At 73.7% G+C, this 19,334-nt stretch carries 18 protein-coding genes and 1 pseudogene; 12 read left to right on the forward strand and 7 right to left on the reverse strand.

Features of this window, described 5'->3' with window-relative positions; all coding sequences use genetic code 11:
- Positions 1 to 58 precede the first annotated feature (58 nt).
- The 4 genes from HA039_RS18735 (at position 59) to HA039_RS18750 (ending at position 5,787) form a co-directional block, all read left to right on the forward strand.
- Positions 59 to 1,066, forward strand: a complete 1,008-nt coding sequence (locus tag HA039_RS18735; protein ID WP_167031135.1) for an asparaginase — start codon at positions 59 to 61, stop codon at positions 1,064 to 1,066.
- 329 nt (positions 1,067 to 1,395) lie between these two features.
- On the forward strand, positions 1,396 to 2,646 hold the full coding sequence (locus HA039_RS18740; protein ID WP_167031138.1) for a GNAT family N-acetyltransferase: 1,251 nt from the start codon (positions 1,396 to 1,398) through the stop codon (positions 2,644 to 2,646).
- A 375-nt stretch (positions 2,647 to 3,021) separates the two neighbouring features.
- Positions 3,022 to 3,654, forward strand: coding sequence for a TetR family transcriptional regulator (locus HA039_RS18745; RefSeq protein ID WP_167031141.1), 633 nt, complete (start codon positions 3,022 to 3,024; stop codon positions 3,652 to 3,654).
- Positions 3,655 to 3,687: 33 nt separating this feature from the next.
- Positions 3,688 to 5,787 carry a HelD family protein gene (locus HA039_RS18750; RefSeq protein WP_167031144.1) on the forward strand — a complete coding sequence of 700 codons (2,100 nt, stop codon included), beginning with the start codon at positions 3,688 to 3,690 and terminating at the stop codon, positions 5,785 to 5,787.
- Here HA039_RS18750 and HA039_RS18755 read toward each other — a convergent pair.
- Positions 5,754 to 6,210, reverse strand: a pseudogene (locus HA039_RS18755) (ATP-binding protein). The gene HA039_RS18750 and the pseudogene HA039_RS18755 overlap by 34 nt on opposite strands.
- A 26-nt stretch (positions 6,211 to 6,236) precedes the next feature.
- Positions 6,237 to 7,193, reverse strand: coding sequence for an SDR family NAD(P)-dependent oxidoreductase (locus tag HA039_RS18760; RefSeq protein ID WP_167031147.1), 957 nt, complete (start codon positions 7,191 to 7,193; stop codon positions 6,237 to 6,239).
- A 368-nt stretch (positions 7,194 to 7,561) separates the two neighbouring features.
- Here HA039_RS18760 and HA039_RS18765 point away from each other — a divergent pair, with 368 nt between their 5' ends.
- The 6 genes from HA039_RS18765 to HA039_RS18790 are packed head-to-tail and all read left to right on the forward strand — an operon-like array spanning position 7,562 to position 13,040.
- Positions 7,562 to 8,893 carry an ATP-binding protein gene (locus HA039_RS18765; RefSeq protein WP_167031150.1) on the forward strand — a complete coding sequence of 444 codons (1,332 nt, stop codon included), beginning with the start codon at positions 7,562 to 7,564 and terminating at the stop codon, positions 8,891 to 8,893.
- A gap of 3 nt (positions 8,894 to 8,896) precedes the next feature.
- On the forward strand, positions 8,897 to 9,313 hold the full coding sequence (locus HA039_RS18770) for a roadblock/LC7 domain-containing protein (RefSeq protein ID WP_167031152.1): 417 nt from the start codon (positions 8,897 to 8,899) through the stop codon (positions 9,311 to 9,313).
- A complete protein-coding gene (locus HA039_RS18775) occupies positions 9,310 to 9,675 on the forward strand; it encodes a DUF742 domain-containing protein (RefSeq protein ID WP_243869555.1) in 366 nt (121 codons plus the stop codon). The genes HA039_RS18770 and HA039_RS18775 overlap by 4 nt, the downstream gene beginning before the upstream one ends.
- A complete protein-coding gene (locus HA039_RS18780; protein ID WP_167037086.1) occupies positions 9,656 to 10,258 on the forward strand; it encodes a GTP-binding protein in 603 nt (200 codons plus the stop codon). Before HA039_RS18775 ends, HA039_RS18780 begins: the two co-directional genes overlap by 20 nt.
- Positions 10,255 to 11,757 (forward strand): cytochrome P450, encoded by a 1,503-nt coding sequence (locus tag HA039_RS18785; protein WP_167031155.1) that lies wholly within the window; start codon positions 10,255 to 10,257, stop codon positions 11,755 to 11,757. Before HA039_RS18780 ends, HA039_RS18785 begins: the two co-directional genes overlap by 4 nt.
- On the forward strand, positions 11,757 to 13,040 hold the full coding sequence (locus HA039_RS18790) for a cytochrome P450 family protein (protein ID WP_167031158.1): 1,284 nt from the start codon (positions 11,757 to 11,759) through the stop codon (positions 13,038 to 13,040). The genes HA039_RS18785 and HA039_RS18790 overlap by 1 nt, the downstream gene beginning before the upstream one ends.
- Before the next feature lie 136 nt (positions 13,041 to 13,176).
- Here HA039_RS18790 and HA039_RS18795 read toward each other — a convergent pair whose 3' ends face one another.
- From HA039_RS18795 to HA039_RS18810, 4 genes are all read right to left on the reverse strand, one after another.
- The gene (locus tag HA039_RS18795) at positions 13,177 to 14,019 is read right to left on the reverse strand and encodes a L,D-transpeptidase family protein (RefSeq protein ID WP_167031161.1); all 843 of its coding nucleotides are present in this window, start codon (positions 14,017 to 14,019) and stop codon (positions 13,177 to 13,179) included.
- Positions 14,020 to 14,123: 104 nt separating this feature from the next.
- Positions 14,124 to 14,987, reverse strand: coding sequence for a hypothetical protein (locus HA039_RS18800; protein ID WP_167031164.1), 864 nt, complete (start codon positions 14,985 to 14,987; stop codon positions 14,124 to 14,126).
- Positions 14,984 to 15,532: a SigE family RNA polymerase sigma factor gene (locus HA039_RS18805; RefSeq protein WP_167031166.1), complete on the reverse strand. Its 549-nt coding sequence runs from the start codon at positions 15,530 to 15,532 to the stop codon at positions 14,984 to 14,986. Before HA039_RS18805 ends, HA039_RS18800 begins: the two co-directional genes overlap by 4 nt.
- Positions 15,533 to 15,659: 127 nt before the next feature.
- A complete protein-coding gene (locus tag HA039_RS18810) occupies positions 15,660 to 16,889 on the reverse strand; it encodes an MFS transporter (protein ID WP_167031169.1) in 1,230 nt (409 codons plus the stop codon).
- Between the two features lie 77 nt (positions 16,890 to 16,966).
- Here HA039_RS18810 and HA039_RS18815 point away from each other — a divergent pair, with 77 nt between their 5' ends.
- Positions 16,967 to 17,353 (forward strand): MerR family transcriptional regulator, encoded by a 387-nt coding sequence (locus HA039_RS18815; protein WP_167031172.1) that lies wholly within the window; start codon positions 16,967 to 16,969, stop codon positions 17,351 to 17,353.
- A 33-nt stretch (positions 17,354 to 17,386) separates the two neighbouring features.
- Entirely contained in the window at positions 17,387 to 18,346 is a 960-nt protein-coding gene (locus HA039_RS18820) for a MerR family transcriptional regulator (RefSeq protein WP_167031175.1), read from the forward strand.
- Positions 18,347 to 18,427: 81 nt separating this feature from the next.
- Here HA039_RS18820 and HA039_RS18825 read toward each other — a convergent pair whose 3' ends face one another.
- Entirely contained in the window at positions 18,428 to 19,312 is an 885-nt protein-coding gene (locus tag HA039_RS18825; RefSeq protein ID WP_167031178.1) for a helix-turn-helix domain-containing protein, read from the reverse strand.
- Between the last annotated feature and the right edge of the window lie 22 nt (positions 19,313 to 19,334).

Below are 19,334 nucleotides of genomic sequence, written 5' to 3' on the forward strand. Positions count from 1 at the left end.
AGGCCCTGGGCTCACGAGGCCGCGTCGGCCGGTCCCGTACCCGCACGGAAGGCCGACGATGACCTCTCGCACCCCCGCCGTACCACCGGGCGCCGCCCCCGCCGTATCCCCGCGTGACCCCCGGGAGGCGCCGCCGGTCCTCGCCGAGGTCGTACGGTCCGGATTCATCGAGGGGCATCACCGCGGGACGCTGGTGCTGCTCGACGCGGACGGCGGGGTGGAGTTCGCGCTCGGCGACCCCGGGGCCCCGGTCTTCCCGCGCTCCAGCAACAAGCCGATGCAGGCGGCGGCGGTGCTGCGGGCGGGGCTGGACCTGGCGGGCGAGCGGTTGGCGCTGGCCGCGGCGAGCCATTCGGGCGAGGGGTTCCACCTCGATCTCGTACGGAAGATGCTCGCCGAGCACGGGCTGAGCGCCGCCGATCTGCGGACGCCGCCGGACCTGCCGCTGGACCCGGTGGAAGCAGAAACGTTTCTTGCCGGGGGCGGGGTGCGGGACCGGGTGGTCATGAACTGCTCGGGCAAGCACGCGGCGATGCTGGCCGCGTGCGTCCTGAACGGCTGGCCGACCGACACCTACCTGGACCCGGCCCATCCGCTCCAGCGGCTGGTCCACACGGTGGTCGAGGAGGCGTCGGGGGAGCGGGTCTCGGCGGTCGGTACGGACGGGTGCGGCGCCCCGCTGATGGCCATCAGCCTCACCGGTCTCGCCCGCTCCTTCCGCCACTTCGTGCTCGCCGCGCCGGGCACGGCGGAACGGCGGGTGGCGGACGCGATGCGGGCGCACCCGGAGTACGTGGCGGGGACGCGCCGGCCGGACACCTGGCTGATGCGGGGGGTGCCGGGGGCGCTGTCCAAGATGGGCGCGGAGGCGGTCCAGGCGGTGGCGCTGCCGGACGGCCGCGCGCTGGCGTTCAAGATCGACGACGGCGGGATCCGCGCGCTGGGCCCGGTGCTGGCGCGGGCCCTGGAACTGCTGGGCGTCACGGCGGAGGCCCGCGACCGGATCGGCCACGCGCCACTGCTGGGCGGGGGCGCGGAGGTGGGGGTGGTGCGGGCGGCGTTCTGAGGAGGTGCCTGGCGGGGGCCTGGGCGTGGGGGGCGGTGGGTCGGCCCTGACTGCGGGTTTGGGCCCGGGCCCCGGTCTTTGGCCCCCCGGCGCCCGGGACCCGGGACCCGGGACCCGGGGCAAGGTCCTGGCGCCCGGACTAGGCCCCGCCCTCTGGGCTTGGCGGCTCGGGCCCGGCCCCCGCTCGGGCCCGGGTGCCGGGCGACGCCGCCGGGCCGTTCTCGCCCCACGGCCCCACGGCCCCACGGGCTGCGCGGTCTCCCCGGTGGGGGCTTCTTCGGGGGAAATGGGTGTGCGGCTGAATGGGTGAACGGCATAGCGTGCGTTTCATGAGCCTTGAGGTCCGTACCGTCACCGACGCCGAGTTTCCCGACTGGCACCGCGCCCTGAACACCGGGTTCCTGCGGCCGCCCGTCTCGTCCGACGAGGTGGTGGCGTCGCGCCGGGCCAATTCCGACCTGGAGCGTACGCGGGGCGCCTTCGACGAGGGGCGTTGCGTCGCGACGTTCCGGTCGTTCGCCCAGGAGCTGACCGTCGTCGGCGGCGCCACGCTGGCGGCCGACGCGATCTCGAACGTGACCGTCACCCCCACCCACCGCAGGCGCGGACTCCTCGGCCGGATGATGGGCGCGGACCTGGCGGAGGCGAAGGAGCGCGGCGACGCGGTGGCCACGCTGATCGCGGCGGAGTACCCGATCTACGGGCGGTTCGGCTTCGGTCCCGCGACATGGGTCACGGAGTGGGCGATCGACGTGGCGCGTACCGGCCTCGACCCTCGCAGGTCCGGCCCGGACGACGGCGGCAGGATCGACCTGGTCGACATCGCCGACGTACGGAAGATCGGCCCCGAACTGCACGACCGGTTCCGGGTCACCCAGCCGGGCGCGATCGACCGCGACGAGCGCTGGTGGCGCCGGGAGACGGGGCTGGACGCGGCGGTCCTGCCGAGGACCGAGCCGTACTACGCCGTGTACCGCTCGGCGGCGGGCGAGCCGGAAGGCCTGGTCCGCTACTCGTCCGACGACGCGTGGGGCGACTCCAAGACGCCGCTGTGCACCGCGTCGGTGCACAGCCTGATCGCGCTGACGCCGGCGGCGGAGCGCGCGTTGTGGCAGTACGTCTGCTCCATCGACTGGATCGCGACGGTGCGGACGGGGCACCGCGCTCCGGACGACCTGGTGACGCGTTTCCTGCCGGACCCGCGCGCGGCGCGCGTCGTCACGAACGCGGACTACCTGTGGGTGCGGATCCTCGATGTCGTACGCGCCCTGGAGGCCCGTACGTACGCGGTGCCCGGCTCACTGGTCCTGGAGGTCGTGGACGGTACGGGCCTGGCCTCCGGCCGCTTCCGCCTGGACGCCTCCGGGACTGGCGACGCCTCCGCGACGTGCACCCCGACGACGGTGTCGCCCGATGTGGTGCTGGATGTAAGGGAGTTGGGGGCGCTGTACCTGGGTGACGAGTCGGCGCTGGTGCTGTCCGCGCTCGGGGCCCTGACGGAGGAGACGCCGGGTGCGGCGGCCCGGATGGACGTGTTGTTCTGTACGTCTCGGCGGCCTTGGTGCCCGGACATCTTCTGAGCGGCCGGTGCGGGTTACTGCTTTGTCCTCAATCGCCGGACGGGCTTGATTGTGCCCGCTGCGGGCCGTCTTTCGACTGAGGGTTGTCGCCGGGGGTCGGGCAGGGGCCATGTCCTGCACTGCATGTTTTACGTCGCGCGCAACCAGTTGTTTGCGGTAACGCCCGTCACGCGACACAAAACACGCTCTACGTTCCGGACACGACCCCTGCCCGCCCCCCTTCCAGGCGCACGCCCAAACAACCCGCCCGCTCCGGGGGTTTTCTTTCAGCCCGTCCGGCGTTTGAGGACGTCCTTGACCCGCACGGGCAACGGGCCCCATCCAGCCCGTCCGGCGATTGAGGACAGGTGGCGGGGACGCCGTAGCCTCGGGTGCATGCACGAGCACACCCCCGGGCTGCGTGAGCGCAAGAAGCGGCGGCAGTACCAGGTCATCTCCGACACCGCCATCACCCTCTTCCTCGCCAAGGGCTTCGACCGCGTCTCCGTCGCCGAGATCGCCGCCGCCGCGGAGGTCTCCAAGCCGACCCTGTTCCGCTACTTCCCCGCCAAGGAAGACCTCGCGCTCCACCGCTTCGCCGACCACGAGGACGAGTCCGCCCGCGTCGTGGCCGGCCGGCCCGGTGGCACCGGGCCGCTCCAGGCGCTGCTGGGCCACCTCCTCGACGGGCTCGTGCGGCGCGACCCCGTCACCGGGCTCAGTGACCATCCGCAGGTGCTCGCGTTCCACCGGCTGCTGTACGGGACGCCGAGCCTCGTCGCCCGCATGGCCGGGTACCAGCAGCGCAGCGAGGCCGCGCTGGCCGCCGCGCTCGGGGGCGGGATCGAGGGGGCGCTCGGCGCGGGGCAGGTCATCGCCGTGCTGCGGGTCCTCGCGCTGGAGAACTGGCGGCGCGTCGCGGCGGGTGAGAGCGCCGACGACGTGTACCCGGACGCGGTCGCCGCGGCCGAGCTGGCGTTCGGGCGGCTGCGCACCGGGCTGCCGGACGAGCCGGGTGAAGCTCAGTAAAATATGTGACTCGGTTGCGTTATTCTTGGTGGAATGACGGCCCCCGATCCTGACCTCGCCCGCGCACTCGACCGCGAACGGACCTACCACCAGACCTGCCGCACCGCCCTGACCGGCATGGTCGACGACGCGGCCGAGCAGGTCGTCACCGGCGAGAACGCCTTCGCGTCCGGCGCCGACGCCGAGGTGCTCGGGCGCCATCTGCGCAGCCGCGCCAAGGAGTTGCGCCTCGAACCCGACAGTCCGCTCTTCTTCGGGCGCCTCGACTTCGACGCCGCCGCGGGCGATCACAGCCGGCAGAGCTACCACATCGGCCGCCGCCGGATCAGCGAACACCCCTCCGCCCCGCCCCTGGTCGTCGACTGGCGGGCGCCCGTCTCGCGCGCCTTCTACCGGGCGAGCGCGAGCGACCCGCAGGGCGTCGCCGTCCGGCGGCGGTTCGGCTGGGCGCCGTGGAGCAAGGGGGAGCCGGAGGACCTGACCGGCCTGGAGGACGAGTACTTCGCGACAGAGGGGGAGGAGGGGAGTGGTCCTGTTGGCGGGGCCGCGCCTTCCGGCGCCATCCTCGCCGGAGAGATCGAGCGCCCCCGCGTCGGCCCCATGCGGGACATCGCGGCCACGATCCAGCCCGAGCAGGACGAGTTGGTACGGTCCGAACTCGGCCGCTCCGTGTGCGTCCAGGGCGCCCCCGGCACCGGGAAGACCGCCGTCGGCCTGCACCGGGCCGCGTACCTGCTCTACACCTACCCGCAGCGGATCCAGCGCGCCGGACTGCTGATCCTCGGCCCCAACCGCACGTTCCTCGCGTACATCTCCGAAGTGCTGCCCGCCCTGGGCGAGATCGGCGTCCGGCAGTCGACCGTGCGCGACGAGATCGCTCGCCATGCGGTGCGTACGGAGGACTCGGCGGAAGCCGCCGCCGTCAAGCACGACGCCCGCATGGCGGAGGTGCTGCGCCGGGCGCTGTACGGGAGGGTGTCGGCGCCCGTCGAACCGCTCACCGTCCCGGACGGCTCGTACCGATGGCGGCTCGGGGTCGGGGAGTTGGAGGGGATCGTCGACGCGGTACGGGCCGAGGCCCCGCCGTACGCGACCGGGCGGGAGCGGGTCCGCAGCCGGGCGGTCCGGGCGCTCCAGCTCCAGGCGGAACGCCGGGCGGGGCCGCGGTCCGCGCGGTGGGTGCGGCAGGTGAGCGCCTCGCGGGGCGTCACGGCGTACCTGGACCGGGTCTGGCCGAAGGCCACCCCGGAGGAGGTGCTCGCGGGGCTGCTCGCGGATCCGGGGGTGCCGGGCGGGCCGTGCGACGGCGTCCTCGACCCGGCGGAACAGCGGGCCGTCCACCGCCCCCGCCGGAGCGTGCCGTCCGCGCGGACCGCCAGGACGCTGCCCTGGTCGGCGGCCGACCTGGTGCTGCTGGACGAACTCGCGGGCCTGATCGAGCGTCCCGAGGGATACGCCCACGTGGTGATCGACGAGGCGCAGGACCTGTCCCCGATGGAGTGCCGCGCGATCGCGCGCCGCGCGGAGTTCGGCTCGCTGACCGTGCTGGGCGACCTGGCCCAGGGCACGACGCCGTGGGCGGCGCGCTCGTGGCCCGAACTCCTCGCGCATCTGGGCCGGTCGGAGGCGGCGGTGGTGCCGCTGACCGTCGGCTTCCGGGTGCCGGGTGCGGTGGTGGAGCTGGCCAACCGGCTGTTGGGGGCGCTGGACGTGGACGTACCTCCGTCACGATCCCTGCGCTCGGACGGGGAGTTGACGATCCGTCAGGTAGGCGGGGGCGGTGAGCTGTTGTCCGCCGTGGTACGCGCGGTACGGGCGGCGCTCGCGCGCGAGGGGTCGGTGGGGGTGATCGCGGACGGCCCGGAGGCGGCGCGGCTCCGTACGGCCCTCGCGGCGGCCGGCGTCGCCACGGCCGCGGCGGACGAACTCGGCGCCACGGCGGCCCGGGTGACCGTGCTCCCCGCGAGCGAGGCGAAGGGCCTGGAGTACGACCACGTCGTCCTGGTCGAGCCCGCCGCGATCGCCGGGGCGGAGGCGCGGGGGCTGCACCAGCTGTACGTGGCGCTGACGCGCGCGGTCTCGCGACTGGACATCGTGCATCACCTCGCGCTGCCGGGGGAGTTGGGCGCTTGAACGGCGGGGGAGGGGGTGGGGTTCTGGTGCGGGGTGCTGGTGGTCCGTACGGTCTCGGCGATCGTGCGGGCCACGGCCTCCGGTGGTACGTGGGTCGTGTCCAGGACCGTGGCCTCGCGGCGCAGCCAGGGCAGCGCCTCCTCGTACGGCGTGAGGTGGTCGAGCCGCCACCGTAGGGCCGAGGCGCTCTCGGGGGCGGTGTCCGTGCGGATGCGGGTGGTGAGGGTGTTCCGGTCAGTACGCCGCCGTGAGGACCGTCTGCGGTACGACGAGGGTGCCGCCCACGTAGTCGAGCACCTGGGCGGCGGCCTCCACGACGAGGCCGCGCCACGGCGTCCACTCCTGGAAGTCCCTGACGGGAACGGACTCTTTCGACGTGGTCGTCTTGCCCGCCCCGAAGGCGCCGTTCAGCCAGACCATCATGGCGTCGAGGCTATAACCGGTGCGCGTTACGCCGATCGTGACGCCTGCGAGGACTCGATCATCTCCTCCGACACCCGCCACAGCCGCGCCGCCGCCTCCGGGTCCAGGGCGTGGTCCGCGACCCCGCCGGGCGCGTCCCCCGGTACGTAGCGCACGGCCTCCTCGCAGTCCTCGAAGTACCGGCCGCCCACGCCCTCGACCAGCGGTGAGGTCGCGACCAGGACGGCGGTGGCCGCGCCCTGCTGCGGCGTCTTGAACGCGCCCTCCGCGGCCACCGCCGCGTCGAGGTCCGCCTTGCTCATGTGCCGGGTCAGGTTCGACAGGATCGGGCCCGGGTGGGCCGCGTTGACGGTGATGCCGTCCGCGGCCCACCGCCGGTTCGCCTCGACCGCGAACAGGACGACGGCCGACTTGGACTGGGCGTAGGCGACCACCGGGTCGTACGGCCGGGTCAGGAAGTGGATGTCGTCGAAGTCCACCCCGGCCCGCACGTGCCCGCGTGAACTGAGCGCGACGACCCGTGCCCGGTCCGCCGCCGCGAGCGCCGGGTGCAGACCGGTGGTGAGGGCGAAGTGGCCGAGGTGGTTGGTGGCGAACTGCGTCTCCCAGCCTTCCGGCGTCCGCCATTCGGGTGTCATCATCACGCCCGCGTTGTTGACGAGGACGTGCAGGGGGCCGTCCCAGGCGGCGGTGAAGGCCGCGACGGAGGCCTGGTCGGCGAGGTCCAGCGGGGCGACGGCGAGGTTCTTGTTGCCGGTGGTCGCGGTGATGTCCTCGGCCGTACGCTCACCGGCCGCGACGTCCCGTACCGCCAGGGTCACCTCGGCGCCCGCCCCGGCGAGGGCGCGGGCCGTCTCGACGCCGATGCCGGAGGACGCGCCGGTCACGATCGCGCGCCGGCCGGTGAGATCGACGCCGGCGATCACCTCGGCCGCCGTGGACCGTGCGTCGAACGGGGTGGTGATACGGGCGTGCTCGGTCATGGTGGTGCCTTTCTGCCGCTGCGGGGGTGCCGCGCCTGCCGTGCTCCCGGAGGTGCCGCACTTCCAGCGAACCACCGGCGGGCGGCCCCGGCAGGGCGGTACGGGGGCCACTTCCGCCGGGGGTCCGGCCTACCGGGGGTCGGGCGCACCGGGGGTCCGGCAGAACCCCTTTCGGGCGTCGGGTGCCGAAAGCGCCGGAGGGGGAGGAGGGGGAGGAGGGTCTCAGGGCTCCGCGGGGCCCCGCGAGAAGGCCGTACTGACTCTCCGTCACCTGGCGACCACTCAACTGTGTACATCAGCAAGGAAGATGACAGGAACGCCCGCCGCTCGCGCTTCATGCGCGACACGGTGATCGGTAGTATCCGCCTGTGACTCCCTCCCCACAGGACCCGCTGTTCTGGGCGCTGATACTCGCCGTCGTCCTGGTCGGATCCGGGGTGCTGATCCGTCGGTACCGCCTGGCCGCACGGGACGCCGAGGAACGGATCAGAGCCCTCCGCCGCGAGATCGACATCCGCGACGCCGAGGCCAGACACCTGGTCCACACGCGCGTCCCGACGCTGGTCCGGGGCATCTGGCAGGGACGGGACACCGGGGTACCCGCCGCGTTCCACCCGGCCCTGGCCGGGACGCCGTTCCTCGCCACGCACGAGGCGGTGCTCCAGCAGTTCCGTGAGGTGGCCACCCAGGCCACCGGGCGCGCCGAGGACGGCGCCAAGGCCGCCGTGTCCACCGTGACCCGGTCCATGCAGGGGCTGTTGAACGACACGACCAACGCGATCGACGCGATGCTGCGCCGGCACCACGACCCGGCCGTCCTGGCCGACGCCAACGACATCGACCACGCGAGCAGCCAGCTCGTGCGCCGCGCCCAGGCCGTGAACGTCCTGACCGGCTCCTGGCCCGGCCGCCAGCGCCGGGACTCGCCGCTGCTCGACGTCGTACGCGGCGGGGTGTCGAAGATCCGTGACTACGACCGGGTCAAGATCACCGGCGAGCCCGCGTACGGGGTGGTCAGCGGCTCGGTCGAACCCGTCGTCCTGGCGATCGCCGAGCTGCTCGACAACGCGGCCCGCCACTCCGAGCCCGGCTCCGACGTGCAGGTCTGGTTCGTCCAGGCCCACAACGGGGTCAGTGTGATGATCGACGACTCCGGGGTCGGCCTCAAGCCGGAGGCCAAGGAGGCGGCGGCCCGGCTGCTGACGGGCGAGGAGGAGGTCCGGCTGACCCAGCTGGGCAGCCGGCCCAAGTTCGGCTTCCCCGTGGTGGGGGTGCTCGCGAAGCGGTACGGGTTCCGGGTCAGCGTCGACCAGGAGTCCATCTACGGCGGCGTACGGGCCGGGCTCTTCCTGCCGTCGGCCCTGCTGGTCACCGTCGACAGCGAGGAGCCCCGCGCGCGGCCGCACGGCCGGACCGGGGACGAGCGGGCGGCGGGGGCGGCCGAGGCCGACGGGAAGGCCACCGAGCCCGCCGACGTGGCGGCGACGTCCGCCCCCGGGGCCGAGGACGCCGACGAACCGCTCCTCCGTGCCGACGGGCTCCCGCAGCGCCGTCGCCGTACCACCGCACGCGCGCTCCCCGAAGAACGCACCGTCCCCGCGCCCCCCGTCCGGACCAGCCGCAATGTCGGGGCCTTCGCCCGGGGCGTCCGCAACGCACAAGACCGCCGTACTTCGGAATCAGAACGAGAGGACGACTGACCCATGACGAACTCAGTTTCCAAGGTGGGTGACCTCGGCTGGATTCTGGACGAGCTGCTCAGGACCCCCCACACGCTCCGCGCGATCCTGCTGTCCTCCGACGGCCTGATGTCCGCCGCCTCCGAGGGCGTCGAGCGCGACATGGCCGACCGCATGGCGGCCGCCGTCTCCGGCATGCAGGCGCTCAGCCGTGAGGCGGCCGAGTTCGCCGACTGCGAGGGGGCGTGGGAGATGACCATGATCCAGTACCGCGGCGGCTACCTCTTCGCCATGGCCGCCGGGGACGGTTCCTACCTCGCGCTCTCCGCCGACGGGGACGCGGACGTCGAGAACGTGTCGTACGCGATGGAGGAGACCGTCGACCGGCTCGGCCAGCAACTGGGCATCGCCTCGCGGGTCGTGACGGGCGCCGGCTCGTGACCCCGCCGGCCCGGCAGGGCCGGGGCAGCGGCCTGGTGCGCCCCTACGTCGTCACGGGGGGCCGGTCCGCGCCCAGCCGCAACACGTTCGACGCGGTCACCCTCGTCATGATCCTCCAGAGCGACCTCTCCCGCGCCGGACTCACCCCGGAGCAGCGCGGGGTGCTCAACCTCTGCGGTCAGGGCGCCCTTTCGGTGGCCGAGATCGCGAGCCATCTCGAACTGCCGCTCAGTGTGCTGCGGATCGTCCTCGCCGATCTGATGGAGAGCGGTCACATCACCACCCGGTCGACGATCCTGACGGCGCGGACGCTCGACCGAGACATCCTGGAGGCGGTCCTTGCTGGACTCCAAGCGCTTTGAATCCGCCGCCGGCACCCATCTGCGCGGCGACGAGACGGCCGTCAAGATCCTGGTCGCGGGCCACTTCGGGGTCGGGAAGACGACGTACGTGAAAACGTTGTCGGCGATCCGGCCGCTCCTCACCGAGGAGTTGATGACCACCGCGAGCGAGGGCACCGACGACCTCAGCGGGGTGCCGGGCAAGACCACGACGACGGTCGCGATGGACTTCGGGCGGCTCAACCTCAGCGAGGACCTGGTGCTGTACCTGTTCGGGGCGCCCGGGCAGGAACGCTTCTGGTCCGTCGTGGCGGACCTGTCGCGCGGCGCCCTCGGCGCTCTCGTGCTGGCCGACACGCGGAAGCTCGGGGACAGTTACCCCGTCCTCGGGCTGATGGAGGACCTCGGCCTGCCGTACGCGGTCGCGGTCAACCTCTTCGACGGCGCTCCGACGTACGAACTCCCGCAGCTCCGCGACGCGATGGACCTCGCGCCGGAGACGCCGCTGGTGATCTGTGACGCCCGCGACCACGCGAGCGCCAAGAACGCGCTCGTCGAACTGGTCACCCACCTCCTCACCCTGACCCCGGAGCCCGCACGATGACCACGCCCGTCACCCCGGACTCTTCCGAGGCCGCCACCCCGGCGGCCGTCACCCCGGACTCCCCGGCGCCCGTCACCCCGGACTCCCCGGCGGCCGGTACGCAAGCTTCCCGAGCGGCCGAGGCAGAGGCCGCACCGGCACCCGCCGCGGCTCCCGCCCCCGCCGCCCCCCTCGGCTCCCTCGCGAGCGACTCCCCGGCCTCCGTCCCGGCCCAGGCGCCGGCCCAAGTACCCCCCGGCGGCTGCCCGTTCGCCGCGCAGGCGGCGGCCGGTGAGCTCGGCGAACTCCCCGTCATCCACGGGCCCGAGTTCAGCGCCGACCCGCACGCCACCTACGACAAGCTCCGCGCGACGGCCCCGATCGTGCCGGTCGAGATCGCCGAGGGGATGTACGGGTACCTCACCACCACGTACCGCGCCGCCCTCCACCTCCTGCGCAACACCCCCGACAAGTTCGCGAAGGATCCCCGCCACTGGGTGGCGCTGCGCACCGGGCAGGTCCCGCCGGGCACCCCGTCCGCGGCCATGATGGAGCCGCGCGACAACGCGCTGTGGATGGACGGCATGCCGCACACCCGGCTGCGCAAGTCCATCACCGACACCCTCGACCTGATCGACACCCACGCGCTCGTGGCGACGGTGACCCGGATCGCCGACACGCTCATCGACGCGATGGCGCCGCGCGCCGAGTTCGACCTCGTGGCCGACTTCTCCGACCCGCTGCCGATGCAGGTGCTCATCGAGCTGTTCGGCTGCCCGCCCGACCTCGGCCGCCGGATCATCCTCGCGATCGGCCGGCTCTTCGACGCCGGGGCCGACGCGGCCGAGGCCAGCGCCGAGGTCGCCACGGCCTGCCTCGAACTGACCCGTCTCAAGCGCGCCGAGCCCGGCAACGACGCGACCTCCTGGCTGCTCACCCACCCGGCCCAGCTGACCGACGTCGAGATGATCCAGCAGATCCTGCTCGTCATCGGCGCCGCGACCACCCCCAGCTCGAACCTGATCGCCAACGCCCTCCTGCTGATGATCGACGACGAGCGGTTCAGCGGCAGTGTGTACGAAGGGGTCCACTCGGTCGCCGAGGCGATGGACCAGGTGCTCTGGGAGGACCCGCCCCTCGCCAACTACTCGCCCCTGTACGCGCGCAGGACGGAGACGTACGAAGGGGTACGGCTGGAGCCCGGCGTGCCGATCCTGGTGAGCTTCGCCGCCGCCAACTCCGACCCCGCCCTGAACGGCGCGACCCACCGCAGGGCCGGCAACCGCGCGCACCTGGCGTTCAGCGCCGGCGTCCACGGCTGCCCCGCGCCCGACCTGGCGGGCATCATCACCGAGACCGCCGTCGAGCGAGTCCTCGACCGGCTCCCGGACCTCAGGCTGGCCTGCGACCGCAAGGACCTGACCCGCAGGCCCGGCACCTTCCACTCCGGCTGGACCGCCCTACCGGTGGTCCACCCCGCCGTGGTTCCACTCGCCGCACCACACCCTGGAGTGCATTGATGGACACCCAGCCCACCTCCACCGCCGACCCCGCCGCCCCCGCGGCCGGCTGCCCCTTCCGCATCGACCCGGCGGCGTCGGACATCCACGCCGAGGCCGCCCGGCTCCGCGCCGGCGGCCCCGCCGTCCAGGTGGAGCTGCCCGGCGGGGTGGTGGCGTGGTCGGTCACCGAGACCGCGCTGGGGAAACGGTTGCTCACCGACGACCGGGTGTCCAAGGACGCGCACCAGCACTGGCCCGCCTACATCCGCGGCGAGATACCCGAGGGGTGGCCGCTGCGCCTCTGGGTGGACGTACGCAACGCCCTGTCCGCGTACGGCGACGAGCACACCCGGCTGCGCAAGCTCATCGGCCCGGCGTTCAGCGCCCGCCGGGTCCGCGCGCTCGCCCCCGCGATCGAGAGCATCGTCGCGGAGCTGCTGGACGAGCTGGAGGCGTCGCCCGCCGGCCCGGAGGGGATCGTCGACCTGCGCGCCCGCTTCGCCTGGGTGCTGCCGCTCCGGGTGGTCAACACGCTCCTCGGGGTGCCGGAGGAGATGCACGAGGCGTTCCGCACCACGATGGGCGGCCTGTTCGCGACCGACCGGACGCCCGAGGAGGCCGTCGCGGGCGTGATGGCGGCGTACGAGCAGATGGCGGCCCTCGTCGCCGTCAAGCAGCGGAACCCGGGCGAGGACGTCACCAGCGACCTCGTCAACGCGAAGGACGACGAGACGGGCACGGGCCTGGCCCCCCAGGAGCTGCTCGACACGCTGTTGCTCCTGATCGGCGCCGGCCACGAGACGACCGTCAACCTCCTGGACCACGCGATCGCCGATCTCCTTGACCACCCGGAGCAGTTGGCGATGGCCAAGGACGGCCGGGTCTCCTGGGGCGACGTGGTGGAGGAGGCGCTCCGGCACCAGGCCCCTCTGGCGAGCATGCTGATGCGGTTCCCCGTCTCGGACATCGAGGACGAGGACACCGGCCTGACGTTCCGTCAGAACGAGCCGATCGTCATGAACTACGGGGCCATGGGCCGCGATCCGGCGGTGCACGGGGACGACGCGGAGCGCTTCGACGTCACCCGTACCACCCGTAAGGAACACCTCGCCTTCGGCTTCGGCGTCCACTACTGCCTCGGGGCCGAACTGGCCCGGGTGGAGGCGAGGATCGCCCTGTCCGCGCTCTTCGACCGCTTCCCCGGCCTCGCCCTCGCGGGCCCGGCGTCCGAGCTGCGCCCGCAGGAGTCGTTCATCTCCAACGGCCACCGCGAGCTGCCCGTCCGCCTCACGCGCGGCTGAACCGAACACCGGCCGCGGAGGCGTTCCCGCGCGGCTGAACCGCGCACCGGCGGCGCGGAGGCTTTCCCGCGCCGCGGGCCGCCGACCCGCCGGACCCCTGGGCCGCACCGCCGCCCAGGGGTCCGCGCGTGGTGCGTCAGCGTGCCAGGGACGTGGCGTCGCCCATGACCACCACGGGGTGCCGGGCCGGGTCGAGGGTGCGCAGCAAGTCCTTCATGTGCGCCTCGGACAGGCTGACGCAGCCGTGGGTCGGGCCGCCGTGGTCGACGTGGAACCAGATCCCGCCGCCCTTCGAATCGCCCAGCGGGCGCGTCCAGTCGAGCGGGGTGAGGCCCGGCTGCCGGTTGTAGTTGATGGCGACGACGTAGTCGAAGGAGCCCGCGAGCGGTTCGCCCTCGAAGCCGGTGCCGCCGATGGTGAAGGCACCGGAGCGGTCGTACGGGAGTTTCGTGCCGGGGTCGCCGCGGCGGCCGCCCGCGTCGGTGAGGCCGAACACCCCGATCGGCGAACGCAGGTCGCCCGCGTGATGGTTGTCGGTCCATCCGCGCAGGGCGTTGTGCGCGGCCCAGGTGTCGCCCGCCCGCCAGCCGGCCGGGGAGCGTTCGTACAGCACGGCCTCGGAGCGCGGGGAGTTCTTGTCCGCGCCGGTGACCACCACGACCTGGCCGGCGTTCCCCGGCACGTCGGCCAGGGTCCGGGCGCCGAGGCCCGGCAGCTGGCGGGGGAGGGTCTCCGCCGCGGGGGTGGGGGCGGCCGCGGGGGCGTTCTTGGCGGCGGTCGTGGCGGGCGGCGGGGACGGCCGGTCCCGCGCCCCGGCGGCCCCGCCGCAACCGGTCACCGTGCCGAGGGTGAGGGCGGTGACGGCGGCGAGGGTGAGGAGGTGGAGGCCGGGGCGGGTGCGTCCTCGGGGACGGACGCGGGGATGGACGCGGGGACGTATGCGCGGGGGTGCGGCGGGTGTCTCGGGTGTCGCGGGCATGGCTCGAACTACCTTTCGCGGCCGATGGGTCGGCAGGCGGGGGGAGAGATGCGGGGAGGCAGGTGGCCGGTCAGCAGGTGGGGCCGGCCGAGCAGGTGGGTGCTTCAGGTGCTGGGCGGGTAGACGATCGCCCTGGCCAGGAACTTCTGGAAGACGAGGACCGTCATGGCCGTCGGCTTCCGGAGGCAGATGAACGCGTCCACCGCGATCAGCCGGTTGTTGTCGGCGGTCCGGGGTTGTCCCCAGCCGGTCAACTCCTGGTCGCCGCCGAGGAGACGGCAGCTGTCGCCGGCCGGGACGGGCTTGTCGAAGGTGAAGGCGTCCTTCTTGTCCCCGTACGGAAGGTGCGGCTTGTTCGTCTTCACGAAGGTGACGACCACCCCGTCGTCGCGGAGCGGGGTCGCGACCGGCGCGCACGCGTACAGGCCGGTGCCCCCGGCCGGGCAGGTGTCGCGGGCCACCAGCGGTTGGTTGGTGACGAAGTCGGTGGGGGACGGCGTCCCTGCCGCCACTCTCCCGTAGGTCCACCCCGTGCTGAGGGTCAGTTTCAGCCCGAGGTCCGCGAAGCCGGCGATCGGCAGGCCGGAGGCGTTCTTCGGGGCGCGGGTGGGGGAGGACGTGGGCGGCTTCGTGGACTCCGGGCTGTCGGTGGCCGCGGGGCCGCCGCGCAGCGACGACCCGACGGGAGCGGGGGCGGCCGCCTCGCCGGGCGCGAACGGGCGCAGGAACGTGACGAGTACGGCGACCGTCGCGACCCCCGTCACGGCCGCCCCCAGCGCGGCTCGGCGCCGCCGCCGGCGCACCACGCGCCGCCGTACCTGCGCCATCCGCCCGGCGGGCGCGCCCAGGTGGGGGGTGGCGCGCTCCAGGAGGACACGCAGTTCGTGCTCGCCGTGCGTGGTGTCCGGTACGGGGGAGGCGGCGTCGCGGTCGCCGGGGTCGTACCCCTCGGGGTGTGAGCGCGTCATCGGTCACCGCTCTCGGTCGACGCCGGGGCGGCGGCGGACGCGGGAGAGGCGGATGGGGAGGGCGTCGGCGCGGTGAGTCCGCCGCGCAGGACGCGCATCGCCTTCGCGGCCTGGCTCTTGACCGTGCCGGGCCGGCAGTCGAGCACCTTGGCCGTCTCCTCGACGCTCAGGTCCTCGAAGTACCGCAGCACGATCACCGCCCGCTGCCGGGGAGGCAGCCGCCGTACCGCCAGGGCGAGCGAGTGCTCCAGGTCGACCGCCGCGAAGACGTCGGCCGCCATCACCTCCGGCAGGTCGTCGTGCGGCACCTCGCTGCGCCAGTGGCGCCGGCGCCAGGACGCCGAGGTGTTGACCAGGGCCTTCCGTACGTACGCTTCCGGGTTCTCGTCCGCGATGCGCGGCCACTTCGGCCACACCTTGGCCAGGACCGTCTGCAACAGGTCCTCCGCCAGGTGCGCGTCGCCCGTCAGCAACCAGGCGACGCGCAGCAGCCGGGGCCCACGCGCGGTGACGAACTCCTCGAAGTCCCGCGTCGACCCTGTCACCGCCCGGCCCTTGCCATCGCACCTCTGTCCATGACTGTTCCTTCACATCCTGCTCAACCGGGTGGGGGAGCGGTCCGGTTGCCCAGGGAGATCCAGGTCACAGAAAGTCGCGTACGAGCAGCGTGCCTCAGCCGGTACGCGCGTCCGTTCGCGCTTCCGCTTCCGCTTCCGCTTCCGCACTCGCCGGGAAGCCGTGCGCGCGGGCCGCGGCCACCACGACCAGCACCGGCAGCAGGAGGGCCAGGACGCTCCAGGGGAAGGACCCGGCGCCGAGGTGGTCGAGCAGGAGGCCGCCGACCACCCCGCCCCCGGCCGTGGCCGCGTTCCACAGGGTGACGAGCATCGCCTGCGCCGCGTCCGCCGCGTCGCCGCCCGCCTCGCCCACCGCCGTCTGGAGGAGCGTCGGGGCGCCGCCCCAGCCGAGGCCCCACAGCCCCGCCGCCGCGTAGACGGCGGCCGGGCTGTCCGCGGCCACGGCCAGGACGGTGGCCGCCACGGCGAACAGGACCGTGGCGCCGAGGGTCAGCGCCCGCAGCCGGCGCTGGATGTGGACGCCCACGATCCAGATGCTGAGGAGGGAGGCGGCGCCGAAGACGAGGAGCACGACGTCGGTGGAACCGCCCATGCCGATCCGGTCGAGGAACGTGGCGATGTACGTGTAGAGGACGGTGTGGGCGAGGACGAGGACCAGCGTGACGAAGAGGACCGGGGCCACCCCGGGCACGCCGAGGGTTCGCAGTACGGGCGTCCGGCCCTCCCGCCGCTGTCCCGGCCTGTCCGGTACGGCGACGGCGATCCAGCCGAGCAGGACGACGGCCACCACCGTCATCACCCAGAACGCCACCCGCCACCCGACCGTGTCCCCGAGGAAGGTCCCGGCCGGGACCCCCAGCGCCAGCGCGACCGGGATGCCCGTCATCACCACCGCGATGGCCCTGCCCTGGAGGTGGTCGGGCGCGAGGCGGCGCGCGTACCCGGCCAGCAGGGCCCAGGCGAGTCCGGCGGCCACCCCGGCGACGAACCGGGCGGCCATCGTCAGGGGGTAGTGGGAGGAGACCGCGGTGACGGTGTTGGCGGCGGCGAATCCGGCCATCGCCGTCAACAGCAGCCGCTTGCGCCGCCATCCGGCGGTGGCGGTGGCGAGCGGGATCGCGGTCACGGCGGTCCCGATCGCGTAGACGGTGACGGACTGGCCCATGGCGGACTCGCCGACGCCGAGGTCGTCGCTCATGCCGGGCAGGACGCCCGCGGGCAGGATCTCGGTCAGGCAGGTGACGAAGACGGCGGTGGCCAGGGCGAGCAGGGCGGGCAGCGGGAGGCGTGCGGGCAGCGGGAGGTATGCGGTGGGGTGAGGCATGCTGCGTATGCTCGGACCCTCACACTGATGTGAGGGTCAATGCGAACACGAACGCGACGAGATGTGAGGCCGATCACGTGCGTATCGGAGAGCTTTCCGACCGCACCGGCACCCCGCGCCGGTTGCTGCGGTACTACGAGGAACAGGGGTTGATCGTCGTAGGCCGCTCCCCGAACGGCTATCGAGCGTACGACGAGTACAACGTGGACCGGGTCGTGCAGATCAGGGGGCTGCTCGACGCGGGCCTGCCGACGCGGATCATCAAGCAGATCCTGCCGTGCCTGGACAAGCCCCGGGTCATCCACTTCCCGGACGCGACACCGGAGATGCTCGCCACGCTGGAGCGCGAGCGCGACCGCATGACGGCCCGCATCAGCTGCCTGACCCGCAACAGGGACGCGGTGGCGGCGTACTTGGCCGAGGTGAGGGGCGACGCGGAGGCCGCGACGGCGGACAGGGGTTGAACCTCCCCCTGGGGGAGGCGCGAAGGTAGGGACATGGACGGCGGCGCGCTCCACTCGATCGGTGAACTGGCACGGCGGACCGGGCTCACGGTCAAGACCGTGCGGTTCTACTCCGATCGCGGGATCGTGGCGCCCGCACGACGCAGCCCCGCCGGCCATCGCCTGTACGGCACCGACGCCGTCGCCCGTCTGGATCTCGTACGGACCCTCCGTGACCTGGGGCTGGACCTGCCCACGATCCGGAAGGTCCTGGAACGCGAACTCTCGCTGCCCGAGGTCGCCGCCGCGCACGCGGAGGCGCTGGCGGTGCGGATCCGCGTCCTGCGGCTGCGGCGCGCGGTGCTGACGGCGGTGGCCGAACGCGGCTCCACCCCTGAGGAGTTGGATCTGATGCACCGGTTGGCCACGCTGTCCGAGGACGAACGACGGCGGCTCGTGGGCGAGTTCCTCGCGGCGGTGTTCGGCGGGGGTCACGGTGACGCCGCCGGGTCCCCGCTCGCGGCCGCCGCGCGCTCGATGACCCCCGAACTGCCCGACAACCCCGGTACGGAACAGGTCCGCGCCTGGGTGGAGTTGGCCGAGCTGTCCCAGGACCCCGACTTCCGCGCCCGCCTGCGCGCCCTGACCGAGGACCACGTGGAGGAGTCCGCCCGGCTCGGCGGTCCCGTGCCCCGCCGGGGCCTGGTGGCCCTCGTCCGGGACCGGGTCGGCCCCGCCCTCGCGGCGGCCGTCGACGCCGCGTCCCCGTCGGCGGACCCGGTCGTGGACGGGCTCACGGCCCACTACGCGAACCTCCTCGGCCACCCCGACGACGCCGCCCTCCGGGAACAGCTCCTGGTCCGCCTGGAGCGGGCGAACGATCCGCGCCGGGAGCGGTACGGGCGGCTGGTCGCCGTGGTCAACGGCTGGCCCGCCCCGGAGAGCCTGGCCCCCGCGCTCGACTGGACCCTCACGGCCCTGCGCGCCCGCCGCGACGAGGTGACGGTCACCTGACGGGACGCGGCTCGGAGCCGTACCCCTGGAGTCCTGGAGGGACGATGCTCGGAGCCGTAGCCCCTTACCTCACCGCCCCCCTCACCCCACCAGCTTCTGCGTGCCCAGAACGGCCAGCAGTGCCAGCCGGTCCGCGTCCTCCGTGCCCGGTTCGGCCGTGTAGATCATGAGGCGCAGGTCGCTGCCCGCCACGCTGAGCACGTCGCAGTCGAGCGTCAGGGGACCCACGTCCGGGTGGTCGACGGTCTTGCGCGTGGCCTCGTGCCGGCCGACGACCCCCGTGTCCCACAGCTCGGCGAACCGTTCGCTCCGCGCCCGCAACTCCGCCACCAGCAGCCGCAGTTGCCGGTCCGCCGGATACCGTCCCGCCGTCGCGCGCAGGTCCGCGACGAGCGCGGCCTCGAACGCCCGCCGCGCCTCCGGCGTGTGCCGGACCCGGCTGCCGGGGCCGACCAGGTTGCGCCACACCCCGTTGCGCTCGTGGCCGCGCCACCCGGTCGGGTCGCCCATCAGCGCGGCGTAGAGCGGGTTCGCGAGGAGGAGCGTCCAGGCCGCGTCGTACACCCCGACGGGTGTACCGACCAGCCGGTCCAGCAGGCGCTGGACGCTCGGGGTGATGTACGCGGGGACGGTGTCGGGCCCGGACGGGACGAGCCCGGCCATCCGGAACAGGTACGCGCGCTCCTCCGCCGACAGCCGCAGCGCGCGGGCCAGGGCCTCGACGACCTGGGCCGAGGGGTTGGTGGCGCGGCCCTGTTCGAGGCGGGTGACGTAGTCGACGGAGATCCCGGCCAGCAGCGCCAGTTCCTCGCGGCGCAGCCCGGCCGCCCGCCGGTGGCCGCCCGCGGGCAGCCCCGCTGTCTCGGGCGCGGCCCGGTCGCGCCAGCGCCGTACCGCCTGCCCGAACTCCGTCGCGGCCGTACCGCTCGCCGCGGACCCTCCGCCCGTCGTGCCACGTGCCGTCATGCTTCCAGTCAACCGCGTCCGC

The organism is Streptomyces liangshanensis (genome assembly GCF_011694815.1).
Taxonomy (GTDB): Bacteria; Actinomycetota; Actinomycetes; order Streptomycetales; family Streptomycetaceae; genus Streptomyces; species Streptomyces liangshanensis.

Bases quoted from the DNA above. Each gene is read 5' to 3' on its own strand.
- HA039_RS18790 (WP_167031158.1), top strand. From the start codon at position 11,757: ATGGACACCCAGCCCACCTCCACCGCCGACCCCGCCGCCCCCGCGGCC.
- HA039_RS18735 (WP_167031135.1), top strand. From the start codon at position 59: ATGACCTCTCGCACCCCCGCCGTACCACCGGGCGCCGCCCCCGCCGTA.
- HA039_RS18785 (WP_167031155.1), top strand. From the start codon at position 10,255: ATGACCACGCCCGTCACCCCGGACTCTTCCGAGGCCGCCACCCCGGCG.
- HA039_RS18795 (WP_167031161.1), bottom strand. From the start codon at position 14,019: ATGCCCGCGACACCCGAGACACCCGCCGCACCCCCGCGCATACGTCCC.
- HA039_RS18810 (WP_167031169.1), bottom strand. From the start codon at position 16,889: ATGCCTCACCCCACCGCATACCTCCCGCTGCCCGCACGCCTCCCGCTG.
- HA039_RS18740 (WP_167031138.1), top strand. From the start codon at position 1,396: ATGAGCCTTGAGGTCCGTACCGTCACCGACGCCGAGTTTCCCGACTGG.
- HA039_RS18770 (WP_167031152.1), top strand. From the start codon at position 8,897: ATGACGAACTCAGTTTCCAAGGTGGGTGACCTCGGCTGGATTCTGGAC.
- HA039_RS18745 (WP_167031141.1), top strand. From the start codon at position 3,022: ATGCACGAGCACACCCCCGGGCTGCGTGAGCGCAAGAAGCGGCGGCAG.
- HA039_RS18800 (WP_167031164.1), bottom strand. From the start codon at position 14,987: ATGACGCGCTCACACCCCGAGGGGTACGACCCCGGCGACCGCGACGCC.
- HA039_RS18825 (WP_167031178.1), bottom strand. From the start codon at position 19,312: ATGACGGCACGTGGCACGACGGGCGGAGGGTCCGCGGCGAGCGGTACG.
- HA039_RS18750 (WP_167031144.1), top strand. From the start codon at position 3,688: ATGACGGCCCCCGATCCTGACCTCGCCCGCGCACTCGACCGCGAACGG.
- HA039_RS18760 (WP_167031147.1), bottom strand. From the start codon at position 7,193: ATGACCGAGCACGCCCGTATCACCACCCCGTTCGACGCACGGTCCACG.
- HA039_RS18820 (WP_167031175.1), top strand. From the start codon at position 17,387: ATGGACGGCGGCGCGCTCCACTCGATCGGTGAACTGGCACGGCGGACC.